Source organism: Bacillus sp. JK106, from assembly GCF_053663355.1.
The window spans coordinates 946,377-961,936 of sequence record NZ_JBSJQC010000002.1; the positions used below are offsets into that span (position 1 = coordinate 946,377).

Annotated in this window: 16 protein-coding genes and 2 pseudogenes; 14 read left to right on the forward strand and 4 right to left on the reverse strand. The window is 39.1% G+C overall.

Annotation, left to right across the window (positions count from 1 at the left end; genetic code table 11):
- Nucleotides 1–361 precede the first annotated feature (361 nt).
- A complete protein-coding gene (locus ACWJJS_RS09880) occupies nt 362–784 on the reverse strand; it encodes a hypothetical protein (RefSeq protein WP_003154036.1) in 423 nt (140 codons plus the stop codon).
- 115 nt (nt 785–899) lie between these two features.
- Here ACWJJS_RS09880 and ACWJJS_RS09885 point away from each other — a divergent pair.
- The 4 genes and pseudogenes from ACWJJS_RS09885 to ACWJJS_RS09900 form a co-directional block, all read left to right on the forward strand.
- Nucleotides 900–1,050 (forward strand): annotated as a pseudogene (locus ACWJJS_RS09885) (class 1b ribonucleoside-diphosphate reductase subunit beta); the annotation flags it as partial.
- A gap of 216 nt (nt 1,051–1,266) precedes the next feature.
- Complete coding sequence (locus tag ACWJJS_RS09890; RefSeq protein WP_058906042.1) at nt 1,267–1,452, forward strand: hypothetical protein; 186 nt, start codon at nt 1,267–1,269, stop codon at nt 1,450–1,452.
- A 578-nt stretch (nt 1,453–2,030) separates the two neighbouring features.
- A complete protein-coding gene (locus tag ACWJJS_RS09895; protein WP_014305054.1) occupies nt 2,031–2,945 on the forward strand; it encodes a helix-turn-helix transcriptional regulator in 915 nt (304 codons plus the stop codon).
- A gap of 63 nt (nt 2,946–3,008) precedes the next feature.
- A complete protein-coding gene (locus ACWJJS_RS09900; protein ID WP_014305055.1) occupies nt 3,009–3,509 on the forward strand; it encodes a DinB family protein in 501 nt (166 codons plus the stop codon).
- 150 nt (nt 3,510–3,659) lie between these two features.
- Here the strand turns inward: ACWJJS_RS09900 and adhP are convergent, their stop codons facing one another.
- Nucleotides 3,660–4,676 carry an alcohol dehydrogenase AdhP gene (adhP, locus tag ACWJJS_RS09905; protein WP_454023522.1) on the reverse strand — a complete coding sequence of 339 codons (1,017 nt, stop codon included), beginning with the start codon at nt 4,674–4,676 and terminating at the stop codon, nt 3,660–3,662.
- Between the two features lie 464 nt (nt 4,677–5,140).
- On the opposite strand from adhP, the gene ACWJJS_RS09910 reads away from it, so the two are divergent.
- From ACWJJS_RS09910 to ACWJJS_RS09955, 10 genes and pseudogenes are all read left to right on the forward strand, one after another.
- Complete coding sequence (locus ACWJJS_RS09910; protein ID WP_232484479.1) at nt 5,141–5,296, forward strand: hypothetical protein; 156 nt, start codon at nt 5,141–5,143, stop codon at nt 5,294–5,296.
- Nucleotides 5,297–5,855: 559 nt separating this feature from the next.
- Nucleotides 5,856–6,059, forward strand: a complete 204-nt coding sequence (locus tag ACWJJS_RS09915; protein WP_166706265.1) for a hypothetical protein — start codon at nt 5,856–5,858, stop codon at nt 6,057–6,059.
- A 267-nt stretch (nt 6,060–6,326) separates the two neighbouring features.
- Nucleotides 6,327–7,439 (forward strand): WD40/YVTN/BNR-like repeat-containing protein, encoded by a 1,113-nt coding sequence (locus ACWJJS_RS09920; protein WP_454023523.1) that lies wholly within the window; start codon nt 6,327–6,329, stop codon nt 7,437–7,439.
- 304 nt (nt 7,440–7,743) lie between these two features.
- Nucleotides 7,744–8,187, forward strand: coding sequence for a hypothetical protein (locus ACWJJS_RS09925; protein ID WP_166706263.1), 444 nt, complete (start codon nt 7,744–7,746; stop codon nt 8,185–8,187).
- Between the two features lie 181 nt (nt 8,188–8,368).
- Nucleotides 8,369–8,785 carry a UPF0715 family protein gene (locus ACWJJS_RS09930; RefSeq protein WP_454023524.1) on the forward strand — a complete coding sequence of 139 codons (417 nt, stop codon included), beginning with the start codon at nt 8,369–8,371 and terminating at the stop codon, nt 8,783–8,785.
- Nucleotides 8,786–8,820: 35 nt separating this feature from the next.
- Nucleotides 8,821–9,582 (forward strand): GNAT family N-acetyltransferase, encoded by a 762-nt coding sequence (locus ACWJJS_RS09935; RefSeq protein WP_454023525.1) that lies wholly within the window; start codon nt 8,821–8,823, stop codon nt 9,580–9,582.
- Between the two features lie 217 nt (nt 9,583–9,799).
- Nucleotides 9,800–10,342, forward strand: a complete 543-nt coding sequence (locus tag ACWJJS_RS09940; protein ID WP_454023526.1) for a GNAT family N-acetyltransferase — start codon at nt 9,800–9,802, stop codon at nt 10,340–10,342.
- 665 nt (nt 10,343–11,007) lie between these two features.
- Nucleotides 11,008–11,638: pseudogene (locus tag ACWJJS_RS09945) on the forward strand (DUF3885 domain-containing protein).
- Nucleotides 11,639–11,862: 224 nt separating this feature from the next.
- Nucleotides 11,863–12,936 carry an LLM class flavin-dependent oxidoreductase gene (locus ACWJJS_RS09950; RefSeq protein WP_146276839.1) on the forward strand — a complete coding sequence of 358 codons (1,074 nt, stop codon included), beginning with the start codon at nt 11,863–11,865 and terminating at the stop codon, nt 12,934–12,936.
- A 213-nt stretch (nt 12,937–13,149) separates the two neighbouring features.
- Complete coding sequence (locus ACWJJS_RS09955; RefSeq protein ID WP_003154023.1) at nt 13,150–13,770, forward strand: lytic polysaccharide monooxygenase auxiliary activity family 9 protein; 621 nt, start codon at nt 13,150–13,152, stop codon at nt 13,768–13,770.
- A gap of 164 nt (nt 13,771–13,934) precedes the next feature.
- On the opposite strand, the gene ACWJJS_RS09960 is transcribed toward ACWJJS_RS09955, so the two are convergent.
- Both ACWJJS_RS09960 and ACWJJS_RS09965 read right to left on the reverse strand, forming a co-directional pair.
- Nucleotides 13,935–14,033 carry a YjcZ family sporulation protein gene (locus ACWJJS_RS09960; RefSeq protein WP_003154022.1) on the reverse strand — a complete coding sequence of 33 codons (99 nt, stop codon included), beginning with the start codon at nt 14,031–14,033 and terminating at the stop codon, nt 13,935–13,937.
- Between the two features lie 788 nt (nt 14,034–14,821).
- Nucleotides 14,822–15,358 carry a hypothetical protein gene (locus ACWJJS_RS09965; protein ID WP_017417867.1) on the reverse strand — a complete coding sequence of 179 codons (537 nt, stop codon included), beginning with the start codon at nt 15,356–15,358 and terminating at the stop codon, nt 14,822–14,824.
- Nucleotides 15,359–15,560 lie beyond the last annotated feature (202 nt).

A 15,560-nucleotide genomic window follows, 5' to 3' on the forward strand; every position in this document is an offset into this window, starting at 1 on the left:
GAAATGGATGGGACGGGTTGCTGTTTAAAGAGGAGGGATATGGCTCAACATGCAATAAAACTGTGGATGAAAGTGGTGAGCCATGAAGTTACTTCATCATGCAGAGCCACATACGAAGAGGTACAGGGAAATTATAGTTAACGAAAATATTCATCATTTCCCGGGCAAGCGCAGTATACGACAAATCAAAACAAATCACAAAGGGACGGAAGGTACGATACAAGGAGGCTGCTTGCGGGTTTGTGGTGCAGATAAAGTTTCCGTTTCAAAAAGGTCATATGTTTATTCGACACTTTACGTTTATTCCTGCAGAATGCTTGGAAAAGAAAGTCGGCAAAACTGCCGACTTTCCTAACGGAATTTAGATCTCAACAGATCTAAAGAAACCATCGACACTATCACCGGTGCCGCTATCATATTTCAGGATGTATTCTCCTTTTTGGTTAACGCTGAATTCTTGAATGAACGTTTTCCCCGCATTTAGTGTCGTAGAGGATAAGAGTGTATTCCCATTAGGATAATTAATGGTGAATTTGAAAGATTTGCTGCCGTCATTCGCTACAAAAACTCTGATTTTTCCTGGAGAGCTGCCTTGATAGTTGAATGAAATCTTACCGGTACCGCCAGAAAAAGGCTGACACGCAATATACGGAGCGTCACATGACCAACCGGCAGGTTTCATGACTTTATCTTGATTCGGCAAAGATTTTGCAGAAACATCTGCAGCCCCCATTAGCGGAATTAACCCAAAAGCAAGAGCGCCGGCAATAATTTTCTTTTTCATTCGTATTCCTCCTCTTAATAGTGAATGTGATACAGTTATAAATTTACAATATTTATAAAATAATTCCTTCTTTTTCAAGCTGAGAGAAGAAGAAAAATTTAAAGAGGACAAATAAATGTCACAAATTAACAATCCATGCACTGCAGTAAACTGGTCAATGCATGAAGATGACTTCACTCTAATGTTTTACAATCAATATGAAACGCAGAGATTGCATTGAACGGCGGTCTCCTTATTGGAAGTATCTTGGAGTTAAAGCAGGCGATCGTTAACCCTGTGCGGGAACATCAGCGTATCTGCCAGTTCAGAATAAGGAAGAAGCCTCCTAATTAAGTGAGTATATCATTTAGGCAACGTTGACCGAAGCGGCTGCGGATCAACTGAAACGAAGTATATTCCCAGGCAAGTAGTATTTCTTTAACGTGAAACTTTTATAAAGCATTAACGTATTACTTTATAAAGGTAAATAAGGAGGCTTCTGAATGGGATTAAAAAATTTCTTTAATACTGAGTTAACATGCTCTATCTGCGGAAAAACATTAAAATCAGGGGATGAGATAACAGCTTATCTTACACTTCCAAGTGAGAAGAAGATGCCTGTGGGGAGAATGGACAAAGTGTTAAGCAAACACTCTGATAAGGTCTGCTGTAAAGTGTGCAGTGAGTAGGTTTAGTGTTATGAGGAACCTCTGGCGGGTTTCCTCATAACAAATATCAACCAATTAAATTAGAAAAAAGCGAAATTGTGATGATTAAAGTAGATAAAGAACTGAGGGATACCAAAGGGATCATTTTTCGTTTACTTTGCTTTTTTGAAGGTTTGTTTAGCTCGTGGATCACTGCACCCCATAAAAGCGTGGATGCTAAAATGATAAGACTCATATGTAACAACACTCCCTTGTTTTTAAGAATTTTACCATATTTATCATAAGGATGTCGATAGAACGAACATCTCTATAAAAAGAAGATTTTTATCTAAAATTGTTGAGAGATTCAGTGAACTATTATGTAGATTAAATTGAGCCTCAAATTACTCAGTGAAGAGAACAGGCGTTTTATTGAATATCAGATGAAGCGATAGAAGGGTTTATCAGGGTCACAAAGTATATGGTAATTCGCGTATTATGCGGTTGGGTGGAAAAATTAAGCTTTCTGCGTGGTATCTTGAAGTGACAGGAGGTGAACGGCATAAATGTGTCAGAGTAAAAAGAGCACTTCCAACCCTAATAAGGAAAGGAATTGAGAATTGAAATTAGAACGTTTGTTATCAATCATTTTCAAGCTCTTACATAATGAAATTTTATCTGCTTCCAGTTTAGCTGATGAATTTCAAGTATCAACGCGGACAATTTATAGAGACATCGAAGCGATTTGTGCAGCTGGAATACCAGTCGTTTCATACCAAGGGGCTAACGGCGGTTTTGGGATAATGAGAGGATACAAATTTGATAAAAGTTTAATCGGTTCTCATGATGTATTGAATTTAATTACAGTATTAAGCAGTTTGTCGAGTGTTTTTGAAGATAAAGAAGTTGAACACACGATAGATAGATTAAAATCTCTGGATACAAGCGAAAACAGCGGGACTTTGTATGTTAACTTGGAAAGCCTTAGAACAGAACCGAATTCATTAATCCGGCTGCGAAAAGCTATACAGGAAAAAAAGGCAGTACGCTTTGATTATGTCAGTAATAAAAATGAATTTACATCACGTGAAGTAGAACCTATCCACCTTCATTATAAGTTTCGTAATTGGTATGTATATGGCTTCTGCAGAGAACGTCAAGATGATAGAGAATTTAGAGTATCACGTATGATGAATATAACGCTTACTCAAGAAGAGTTTTTGCGCAGTCACAAAGTGAAAGATGAACCATCTTATTCAGAATCCGACCTAGGAGGGTTTGCGGATGTAGTCATTTGGGTTAATCCTAATTCCATAGCTAAAGTATTAGATCAATTTCAGAACGCTTCAAAAGTCATGAACAGAGATGGAAGTATGACGTTTACAATCTCTGTGTATCGGCCTCAGCATGCCGGATGGCTTAAATCAATTCTTTTGAGCTTTGGCAGTGGCGCTAAAATTATAAAACCGCTGGAACTGCAATCAATTTTAATGGATGAAGCCGAAAAAATAATGAAAATTTATAAAGATGTATGACAATCTGCTGTCATATATCTTTTTTTATAATCACAAGTATCAACTTTAAAGGAGAGATGTTAAATGAACCATGCGAAAAATATGTATCAGTATCATGTGTGGGCGAATAAAGCGTTATTAGAAAGAATAAAGGAATTACCAAGTAATGTCCTTTATGAAGAGGTTCACAGTTCATATCCTACAATTGCTCAAACGTTCAGTCACATCTGCGCGGTGGATGTTATGTGGCTGCAAGTGCTTAAAGGAATAGACATGCAGGAAGCATTGGAAGGTTCTGTGGCTTATGCGGAAAGAGCTCATTTATATTCTGCAGATGAATTTGCAGCGTCTTATGAAGAACTGGCTTCACAGTTTGAAGAATGGATGAATAGCCAAACAGATTTAGAACAAAAAATGAACTTAAATAATCCTTGGTTAGGTTACAGAGAAACTGCTTACTCAGAAATTTTATTCCATGTTGCCAATCACGGAACTTATCATCGGGGCAGCATAACAACTATGTTAAGACAGCAGGGCTACGCTTCGGCAATGAATGACCTTGCATTATATTGGTATCAGGGTTAGTTCAGAGAGTACTTGCAAAATGAATAACCGCTGAATGGTCTGTAGAGCTTCTTTTCTGAACTAAATGACAAAGTCTCATTCAGTCTGGGTGGGGCGCAGAGCAAGAATAGAGATCAAAGGCTGCCGTATCATTCCCGGCAGCCTTAATGATTAGGAAGTAAAATCGATAACCATGCGGCCGGTCACTTTGCCTTGCTCCATTTCTTCAAAAATATCATTCACATCTTCAATCGGGCGTTTTGTAACTTTAGGTACAACTTTACCGTCTGCAGCAAATTGAAAAGCTTCCTTCAGGTCTTCTCTGGTACCCACTAATGAACCTACTATCTGAATTCCATCTAACACGAGACGGGGAATATCTAAATCCATTTTGTCCACCGGTAAACCGACGGCGACTATGCGAGCTCCTGCTTTTACAACATCAATCGCTTGATTGAAAGGGGTTTTAGAGACAGCCGTGATGACCACTGCATCAAGCCCTAAATCGTTAGTCACTTCTTTTGCTTTAGCGACGGGGTCTTCGTTTAAACTGTTTACAACCGCATCAGCGCCTAAGCTCTTAGCAAAATTCAATTTTTCATCGCTAATGTCGAAAGCAATTACTTTAGCGTTAAAGACATTTTTTGCATATTGAACAGCCAAGTTGCCTAAACCGCCGACTCCAAATACACCGATCCATTGACCTGGCTTAATTTCACTGACTTTAACGGCTTTATAAGTTGTTACACCTGCACAAGTAATGCTGCTTGCTGCTGCAGGATCCAAATTTTCCGGCACCTTTATTGCATAATCGACCGCTACGATTGCTTCTTCAGCCATTGCGCCGTCAACTGTATAGCCGGCATTTTTTACATCACGGCACAAGGTTTCACGGCCTGTTAAGCAATATTCGCAGCGGCCGCAGCTTTCAAACATCCAGGCAATAGAGACGCGGTCGCCCTTTTTCAGGCTTGTTACGCCTTCACCAATCTCAGTCACAATGCCTATTCCCTCATGACCTAAAGTGACGCCGGTAACATCCCCGAAATCAGCATTTTTAACATGCAAGTCAGTATGACATACACCGCAGTATTCCATCTTAACTTTGGCTTCACCATGCCGCAAAGGACGTAATTCTTTTTGTACGATCGCTATACTTTTGTCTTTTGTTGCTACTACAGCTTTCAAATCATACACCCCTTTCAAATATTCGCAGAAAATTTTTACTTATCTTACAATTTAGCACACTGCTCTTATTTTGAAAACCCTTACATTTTTGCAGGCAAGTGTCTCTACAAAAATTGAGGGAGCTATGCAGGGAAGATTCTATGGATGATTTGTCATCTCCAAATGCACAGAATTTACATATATACATAAAAAGATACGTTTTGAAAGGAGGCTTTTTTTGAGCGATAAAAAGCTGACGGAAGATAAATTTGACAATCACTGGCTCACTAAGTTTTTGCCCTTTATCAGCCCTAACCCTGTTACATCATTTAATCCGGTTCAAAGATACCTTAAAATCGATAAAACTTCATTCATAAGTCCGTTTTCCAGCGTGAAAGGAGACGTGAGTTTAAGTAGCGCCAAATGCTGCTATTCGTGCGATTGGTTCAAATACAAATCTTAAAGAGGGAGTCATTTTACATGATTTGTTAAAACAATTTGTTTCAATCAAAGATAAGGCATATTCTATTTATATCGGAAACAATGTAAGTGTCGACATGATGATCTCATTCATGGCCCTTGTCATCTTGGAAATCACACGTTCACCGGACGAAAAGCAAAATGCGAATATCCTGAATTAAATTTATGCATGAGAATTGGCGCTCCACGATGCAAGGCCAGATAAGTTTTGGGAAGAGTCAGATTTCACTCAGGGATTCACACAGGGAAGAGTTAAAAGCTGTTCATCGGATATTTGTGGGGAAGCTGCAAGAAGGGTCGAAGGTGAGCAGGGCGGCGGATTAAAACTGACCTTTCCGCAAATTTATTCCAGCAGGACTGACAGGAGGATACAATCACGGGAATGAGCCTAAAAGCTGCTCTTTTATGATGCTTCTTTGACGCTTTAATGGGAAACGCAGCACTCATGGTTCTGCTGGATAAGACAGCTTTTCTTATACAATTAGACATCTTGAAATTTACTTATTTTTACATAACTGTTGGAAATGGTCTTTCCATCTGAGATAATAAAATTCATCTTGATTGATACATGGGGGAGTAAGGATGGGCCGTTTTTAACAAGCGGCACGCAAACCATTTTACAAACAAATTCCTCAAGCGGTTTTTATAACCGAAGAAATTAGTGCTTTGGATAAACGCTGTAAGAAGGACTCTCTGTTTAAATAAACGAGGTGAAAATCAATGAATGGTATAGAATTCTTAGAATCTGTGTCGCGACTTGGACAACTTATTTTGGTGTTTTCCTGCTACGCCGTTTATTGGAAATTGGGTAAAACGAAAAGGGAGCGAAGACTTACAAAATTCGAAGCTTTGCTTAGGTTCTTTGTAATGTTTGGTCTATGTGCATGGGGGCTGTCGTTTCTTGCTTTGAATTTGTGGTCGTAATCTTTCTGTCGATATTTGACTTGATGGGCTGTTACACCACTTTACACTTTCGGGAAACTCACTAGATATTATCTTCTGATACTGTCTTTAGTGATTCAATAAACGATGTAATATTGTATTTAAAATATTATGTGCGAACATCCATCATGAGAACCGGACGTATTCCGAGCGTATTTATAGGCAAATTGACTTTTTTATGATGATGTGTTAATATTATGCAGTAAAAATATTGAACTATTATGTGATTATTAGATTACGGAGGTACATATGAATAGAAAAAGTAGTATGTTAATGAAAATAGTTTCCTCAGTTTCTATCTTGGGCTGTGTAGGTTTTGTAACTGAGTCAGGTTCACAAACTTCTTTTATGAATAACGTAGCTTCTGCTGCGGAAGCAGGCATTCTTCCTAGTGAAAATGCTTCATTATTATCTGAGTCGGGAGATATAAGTCATTATCATTTTGTTAATTCTAGTTCTGTTTTTAATTATGCTGATAACAAATGGGTTTATAAATCATCTACAACACCAATTAAAGATGTTAAATCATTTGATGGCAAAAACCTATATGCTACTGCGGACGATGGTTATTATGCAAAAATACTGAAATGGAATAATAGTTTAAAAGTATGGGATCAACTTGCGAGTTTTAGAGGCGGGCCAATTTTTGATTTAATCAAAACAAGTGATAATAAATTTGCTGCCGGTGGAGGAGAATCACGCAGATATGGGACCAGTTCAACAATTTTCACATCAATTGGCGGTGATGAGAATTGGTCACAGAAAGTCAGTGGTTATAAATCCAAAGAGTCAAGTTACACCACGGGTGGCTACTTAGGTGTCGTGTACACTGGAGTTGCGATTGATGATAAGATTCTTATGTTCGGTAACTCATATGCTACAAACTATATAAGTGAGTCTTCAGATGGCATTAAATTTACCAGAAAAGGAAGTTTTGATGGTGAATATTTTGATGCTATTTACAATGGAGATAAGGTGGTGGCCGTAGGACAACAAGCAGGAGGGACATTTAGCGATTATGGTTTAGTTGCTGTTTCATCTGATAAAGGCGAAAGTTTTCAAACGACGGTACTGGGGTATAATGCTCCTCTGAATTCTGTTACTTATAAAGATGGAGTATACATTACTGTAGGAGATCTTGGATCAATTTATTATTCTGAGGATGCGCACAATTGGACTAAAGCATCTTCCCCTACAGCCAACAAACTAAATGATGTTGAATGGGATTACGTAAATAAACGTTTTGTTGCAGTAGGGGATTCCGGCACTGTTTTATTCTCCTTAGACGGAAAACGATGGATTTCAGTAAACAGTGGAATAAAAAATAATATTACCAATGTTGTTATGATGGAAAACTCATAATGACAAATGAAAAAAGCAATACCTTTTTAGGTATTGCTTTTATTATATTAATTCGACTAATTCTACCACTTAAATCAGCTGTTTAATTCGTGAGGAGAGTTATATATTGAGGTATATTAAGTTACTTAGCTATACTTTTTTGCAGACCTATGTGTCAAACATAGTATCCTCCCTCTATAACCAAGCTGAATATGTTCCTTATTTAATAATTAGTGGCGTGTTGATAGGCTATTTTAGTTTTGTAATTAGTCTATAAATGCTCTTTAATATTTTGTTAAATAATGTATGATAAGGAAGTGGGGGGATGAATATGAAAAAGATAGGGTTGGGTATCGCAGGAGTTTTTTTAACATGGTGCTTGGGGATCGGAACTGTTTCGGCCAAAATGACAAAAGATGAACATAAGGTCAGCTTTAAAATGACAGAGAATGAAACAGGTTTCTTTATGGCTGACGACAAAAACCTTCATTATTGGCCGACTAAGCTGGGATACAGGTTCACCATCTACAATGCTGACGGATGTACATTGAATATCAAACTGCAGAGAATTACACTGGCAGGATATGATTTTACCCTTAGTGAAAAGAATTTCAGGGGTAATCATTTGAACTTGAGCGCGGCTGATAAGGTGAATGGTGATGCAAACAGAAATCATTACTTATTGATCACAAAAGGAGCCGGCTGCGGAGATGTGTGGATTAAAGGCTTTTACGGATTCGAACACGATGAGCCGGATGCAGATTGGTGAGCGATACACAGTCAAGGTATTTCCTTGACCTTTTTTAATGGCAATAAAATTTCTGGATATTAAGATAGTGAATTGATGATCTGCCAAAAAAACATAGATCTTTTAAAGTGATGGATATATACTGATTTTAAAAATAGGTAAAAAATGAGAAATGTATTTTTATAAAAAGCAGGTGAAATATATGGGAGCGGCGTCTTGGAGCAAAAGGCAAAGCTATACTTACACATTGGCTTTTTCAAGTTTGTCGTATGGTTTGATTTTCGGGCTATATATGTTTGTATACTCGGGTTTTGTGCCAATTGCATTGGTTACTATAGTTATCATTGCTTTTTACGCATTGATTACTTACTTTTTGTTTGCTGTTCCTGTGCAACTATGGCTAAGAAAGAAGCCTAAAAAGTTTAGTTTGGTTCATCTTTTCATTTATACAGCAGTCGCTTTTTTAGCTGTGTTCTTGTTCTGGCACATAGGTAATCCGTCAATTGATTTCACGGTTTTCAGAAGTTTCATTTATTACATAATGAGCATTGCTGCTGCGTTCATATATTGGTTCTGGGACTCTATATTTCTGAGAAATTACAATGTTCACCGGAAGTAAAGCTGATGTTTTCAAAAGAAAGCGGGTGAGGAAAAATGGAATACATTGAGTTGACCAGGGACAATATTGATGACAATCATATTTGCTGTGCATTAGGTACGAAGCAATATGAGGATGCGGTAAATGAAAAGAAGAGCTGGCTCAAAGATCGGATGAGTGATGGCTTGGTGTTCTACCGCCTAAACGAACGGGCCAAAGTTTTTATTGAATATTTACCTGCAGAAGAAGCGTGGGTCCCGGTAAGCGCACCTAATTTTATGTTTATTAATTGCCTTTGGGTCTCAGGTAAATATAAGAATAACGGACATGCGAAACACTTGTTAGAAAAATGTGTGTCAGATGCAAAATCCCGCGGTATGGATGGGATAGTTCATATAGTGGGGAAGAAAAAACTCCCTTATTTAAGTGATAAGCATTTCTTCGAGCATATGGGATTTGCTGTGCAAGATGAAGCAGAACCCTATTTTCAGTTGGTGTCACTGACGTGGAATGAACATGCACATCCTCCTGTATTTAAAAAACAGGTGAAAAGTAATTCCGTTAATGATGAGGGAATCACAATATTTTATACAGTTCAATGCCCATTTGCAGTCGGAGTGTTAAAGGATTTAAAGGAACTGACTGAAAAGAAAGGACTTCATTTTCAGGCCCGGCGAATATCGTCAAAAGATATGGCGCAAAAATCCCCGGCAGTTTGGACGACTTTCAGTATGTTTTATAATGGGACATTTCTCACTCATGAGATGATGAGCGTAAATAAGTTTGAAAAAATACTCAATAAGCTTTTAATGGCTTAACTTTGTTTTATTACTATTGCTCGTTTCTATATTCGATACTGAGGGTTTTTCACGAAAATTGTTCAGTACTTTACATTGCGGGCGGCAAATGAATGATTATTGTTTTTGACAAAGATGATAACACCCATCATTATAGTAAAAATAGATTGTGATAAGTTCTTCAACAAACGAAGAAGTTCTTTTCAAAGGTCGATAACAATGAAACAGGAGACTGCAAATGAAAAAAATTGAAACCCATCGCTTAATTTTAAGAAATTTTACCGAGAAAGATGCGCAAGGTCTGTTGGAATATTCGGCACATCCGAGAGTGAATTGCTTTCTTGATGACAGAATATCTACGTTAGAAGAAGCTGCCGTAAACGTTCAAAAAAGAAGCCGAGATGACTCTTATATTGCAGTTTGTTTAAAAGACAGTAATGATCTAGTCGGAGAACTATTTTATTTAAAAGAAGAGCCAGATACCTATTCCGTTTGTTGGAATTTTAATGTCCGTTTTGAAGGGATGGGATACGCAAGTGAAAGTGCGAAGGCTTTCTTTGAGTATCTCTTTATGCAAAAAGAAGCAAGAAGGCTTTATGCATATGTTGAAGATGATAACTGCAGGTCACAAAAACTATGTGAGAGATTAGGAATGCGTAAAGAAGGTTATTTTCTTGAGTTTATTTCATTTACTGCCCACGAGGATGGAACACCTAAATATGAAAACACTTACCAATACGCATTGCTAAAGAAAGAATGGTTAAAACAAAAACATAGTTAATAGAATTTGTGGGGAAATAACCTCTCCTTTACCGAAAAAACCCTGCTGAAAGCAGGTTTTTTTGTATTTAAGTTAAATACTTCATTAGGTTACCTAGTAACGATCAAAAAGATTCAGCCTGAAGGTTGGGAAAAACATGAAAATCATTATAGCAATGTTGTAAAATTAGAGAGAGGATGATTGTGATGGACATTTTGCAGTTTAACGACAGAAGGAGCGGGAAGTAATCGAATCAGCAATGTTCAATTCATTTTGATGCATTTAAAGAAGCGCTTGAGGATGGAAAAGTGGTTGATAATCAAAATGTGAAAAGCAGGTCAGAGGCAACCTATTTTACGGTGAGACCGGAAATATTCTCTTCATCTTCTGATGCTGTTCAAAGCTGACACCTCTTGATGCTTATGTATAAGAAAATAATACCATTGAAATATATGTAACATCAATGAATAAGGTTGGAAACGGAGGGGTTCAAAGTTGGTGCGATCTTGTGTAAAAGAAAGGATCAGGATGAATGTGACCAGCATCCACCCTGACCAATGGGGTTCACAGTGTTCTATTTCATTGTATTCCAATCGGAATAATATTACAAGGGTGAAAAAGAAATAAGCGGAATGTTTTCGGCTTCTTCTGTCTCTGGAGCGGGAAACGGAAAGTGAGATGTTTGAATGAAAATAAATGATTATCTGAAGGAAAGGTTTCCGACTTTAAAATTAGTGCCCGGCATTTATCATCAATGGGACGTGGGAATTCATTTTTCTCTCGGCGGCAATATGTATCAATTTAATGAAAGCGGTGCTTTGAATCTTGAGTATTTTCAGCTTGTTCATCATCAAACCGCCGCACTTTTCAATGAGCTGTTTGAACATAGTGATGACATGTTCCTTGTTGCCAACGTATATAAGCACAAAACTCAAGGTAATCACGCGAGAAAATTAAAGGTTTATCAGCCGTTTCTAAAGTGTAAGGATGATTTATATCGGATCCAGTTGAAGACCTGCCCCTGTCCATTTGAAGAAGATGGCAGAAGAATATGAAATGCAGCAGTTTTCTTTATTATGTAAACGGAAAGATCTGCGTATTCCTCAATTACTTAAGGCAGCCGTCCACGAAGATTTTCCGCTGAAGCCAAGGTTCGGGGGCTGTTCCGTTGGGTATCCCGATGTTTTCTTTGTGAATATGACAAAAGATATTATTTTCTTTCTGTATGATGACAGAGGGTGTGAAGTCATCGCTCTTGATGCCGGAAGAATACGAAAGCTTTATGATCAATATCACGATTGGATTGAATTGGACTGAAAATGAACACATGAATTCGAATCCGCTTGTGCCGGCTTTGTTCTTGCCTAGTCCGGCTGCATGAGTATAATGGGCAGAATGAAGGGCGCCAGAAACTTTTTTTCCTCTTATATCGGCCTTCTGCATGTTAAGCTTCTGTATTTATTTTGAATGAATTCCTATTTATAAAACGGCTGAATAGAATAACATAAAAGCTTTTTTACACAGTGCAGGAGGAGAGAAATGTGAGGGCTGAACACCGTGATTGTATGGAAATTGGAATTTATTCATTTGCAGAATTATATCCCGATCCTCTGACAGGGAAAACAGTCAGCGCAAAGCAGCGGATAGATGAATTGATGAAGCTGGCGAAACTGGCTGACGACGCAGGGCTTGATGTATTCGGTGTAGGCGAGCATCATCGTCTTGATTATGCGGTATCTTCGCCGCCGGCCATCTTATCAGCGATTTCACAGATCACTGAAAATATTAAGCTGACCAGTGCCACGACTGTATTATCCACCGCAGATCCTGTCCGTTTATTTGAGGATTTTGCAACGCTTGATCTGATTTCAGACGGCCGGGCGGAAATCATTGCGGGACGGGGCGCATTTTTAGACTCGTTTCCTCTTTTCGGTTATGACGTAGGCTATTATAAAGAACTGTTTGAAGAACACATTGACCTTTTTTTAAAATTAAATTCGGGGGAAGAATCAGTTACCTGGAAAGGACGTTACCGGCCGCCGCTGCGCGAGGCAGAAATTTCTCCTCGGCCTTTTCGCGGAAGCATTCCGCTATGGTTAGGTGTTTCGGGGACTCCGGAAAGCGCAGAACGGGCCGGGCGTGCAGGTGCGGGCTTGGCATTAGCTGTACTGAGCGGTGATCCGATGTCATCTAAGCCGCTTGTTGAGAAATATCGGGAAGCAGCTTCTAAAGCCGGTCATCCTCCGGAAAATGGGAAGGTTGCCGTAACCGGACATATGTTCATTTCAAAAACGAATGAACAGGCAATACAAGAATTTTACCCGTATCATTCAAATTACTGGTCTCACGTTCATTCATATCACGGGATCGATGAGCCTTTAACGAAGGAAGATTTTGAGCGGGCGTCCGGAAAAGAAACAGCTTTATTTGTGGGAAGTTCACAGCAGATCATTGAAAAAATCATGCATCAATACGAGTTGTTCGGGCATCAGCGATTTCTCGCGCAAATCGATATAGGAGGTATGCCGTTTAAAAAAGCCGCGGAAAACATCGAACGATTAGCAGCGGAAGTAGCACCGGTTATCCGAAAAGAAACCGGCAAATCCAGCGAATGAAGTTCTGAGCAAAAGGGGCGGGCCGGTTTTTGGCAATCGCGGATTCGACAACAGAATCGGCCCGGCTTTTTCTTTATGATTATAAAAAACAAAGGGGAAAGCGCGAACCTCATTGCTTTTTCCTATCAAGAAAAGGAAGGTCATTTCATCCTCTATCGTGAAGTGTATATACCGAAAGGTTTTTATTAACAAAAGAGGGAGGATGATGCAGTAATGAAGGGTTTAGTCAAAGCTGCAGTTTTAACTGTTACTCTTGGGATTGGAGGCGCTTTCTATTCAAGTGATGCATCTGCGCACGGGTATATAAAAGAGCCCGTCAGCAGAGCGTACATGGGAGCTTTAGAGAAACAAACATTGGGCTGGACGGCCGCTGCGCAGAAATATGGCTCCGTCATTGATAATCCTCAGTCTGTAGAAGGGCCGAAAGGATTTCCGGCTGCAGGTCCGCCGGATGGAAGAATTGCGTCTGCAAATGGGGGATCGGGACAAATTGACTTCGGTTTAGACAAGCAGACTGCAGATTATTGGGTAAAACAAAACATCCGCGGCGGTTTTAACACCTTTACTTGGTACTACACGGCTCCTCATGCGACATCAAAGTGGCACTATTATATCACCAAGAAAAACTGGAATCCGAATAAACCTTTGTCAAGAGATGAATTTGAATTAATCGGAACGGTAAACCACGACGGTTCCAAGGCAGATACGAATCTGACTCATAAGATTTTTGTGCCGACTGATCGAAGCGGGTATCATGTCATTTTGGGGGTATGGGACGTTGCGGATACTTCCAATGCCTTCTATAACGTCATCGATGTAAATCTTACACAATAATCTATGAATTACTGATCGGCTGCATGTTGATTCATCGGCCGATCTTTTTAGTTTTAATGTGTGAATGAAAAGGGGAAAAACAGCAGAGCGCCATAAACATTTCATTTATGGCGCCGTACGATCATGGAGGTGCTGCTGACATGGATGCGGAGGTAAGAGGATTCTTAATAACCGCCGAGGAAAGAAGCCCCAACGATGATTAATAAAATGAATAGCACCACGATTAACGCAAAGGAGCTACCATAACCACCTGAGAATCCCATATAATCTCACCTCCTAAAGAGGATTAATACATACTATGCCGAAATGAAAAGTTTGATAGGGATGCTAGTCTACTTTTTGAAAAAAGGTTTTTTAGTCTATATTTCCTCCACATGGCCATCCGTTAAAATGAGTAAAAGCAGGAATCGTACTGCTTCCTGTAATAGAAACGGATAGGCTCATATATTGAGCAGTTGCGAAGAGGATGCGCAGTTGGCTTGTTTTTTTAAAAATGAAAATGTAACACACGCTATTAGGATTGGACCCTTTTGATTCAACGGAACAGGCTGAAGAAATGATTGGTTGGTTTCAAGAGCAGTAGCATGAAAAGAGGGAATGTGATGAGGAATAGAGAAAAAAGATGCGAAGGGCATAATCGGAACCATGTATCAAAACGGACTGCCTGATAATATACGCGTATACTCCATTCAGAATGGGAACGTTAACGATCTAAATAAAAGAACTTCAAGTGTTCTGCGGTAAATAAAAAAAGCCGATGAAGGCTTAAAATTGATTCGACGCTGTAAAGCATTCTTTTTGCTGTGCTTTCTGCAGACGGAGTTTGATTGTAAGAAACGATTCCGATCATCACTAACAAGATGATGAACACCAATATGCTCCACAACATTATTTTTAAAGACTTTGACATGGCACACCCTCACTTTGAAAGACTTACCGGGGCTGCGATCGGAGCCCGCACTTCAAGTATAGTCGTTATAACGGTGAAAAATGTGCAGTATCCCGTTATTAAAATAAAAACTTGCGGGCGCTGCCGCAAGTTTTCTCTGTATTAAGGTCTGTGGAATTCAATATGCTGATTATCACGATCGAACCATCCTCTGAATGCCCAATTGATCCAGCCCCCGTCTCCTTTGTTATCAAAGGAACCGTCTTCGAAGACCCAGATTCCGTAAGTAATGCCGTCATAAACGGCTGATCCGTAAAATTGAACGCCGTTAAAGCGGTCTTCATATTCTTGATTTAAATTGAACACCATGACGTTGTACTTCTGTCCTGATGCGTAAAATGTTGTTTCCATGACATTTTTTACCCAGCCGGTTCGGTTTTGATCTGACTTAACCGCTTCAGCAATGCGATCTGAAATTCCGAGAACATCTACGTTTACGTTCAGCCCGGCATCAACACCTGCTGCTTTTACGTTTTGGCCTGCTGTTTGGGGTAATTTACTTTCTAACGGATTTGCAACGGGTGAAACGTGAGGCGCGTTTGCATGTTCAGACTGACTGGCTGCTGAGGCACTGGCTGTGAAAGGAATTGTTAGAGATAAAGCTAAGCATGATCCGACTATTGTTCTGGCGATTTTCATGTCTATGACCTCCTGAGGAAATTTTTGAAAATTGTTGCAAATTCATGGTATCGCAGAGAAATTGACCAAGCAAAGAGTAGATTTTCTCAAAAGTCATGTCATTCTATTTGTGTTGTTTTCTGTAAATGAAATACTTTTCATTAGGCGAAAAGGGAAGAAAATAATAGAGTCTTTTTATGTATTGTGATAAGATGACCGGATT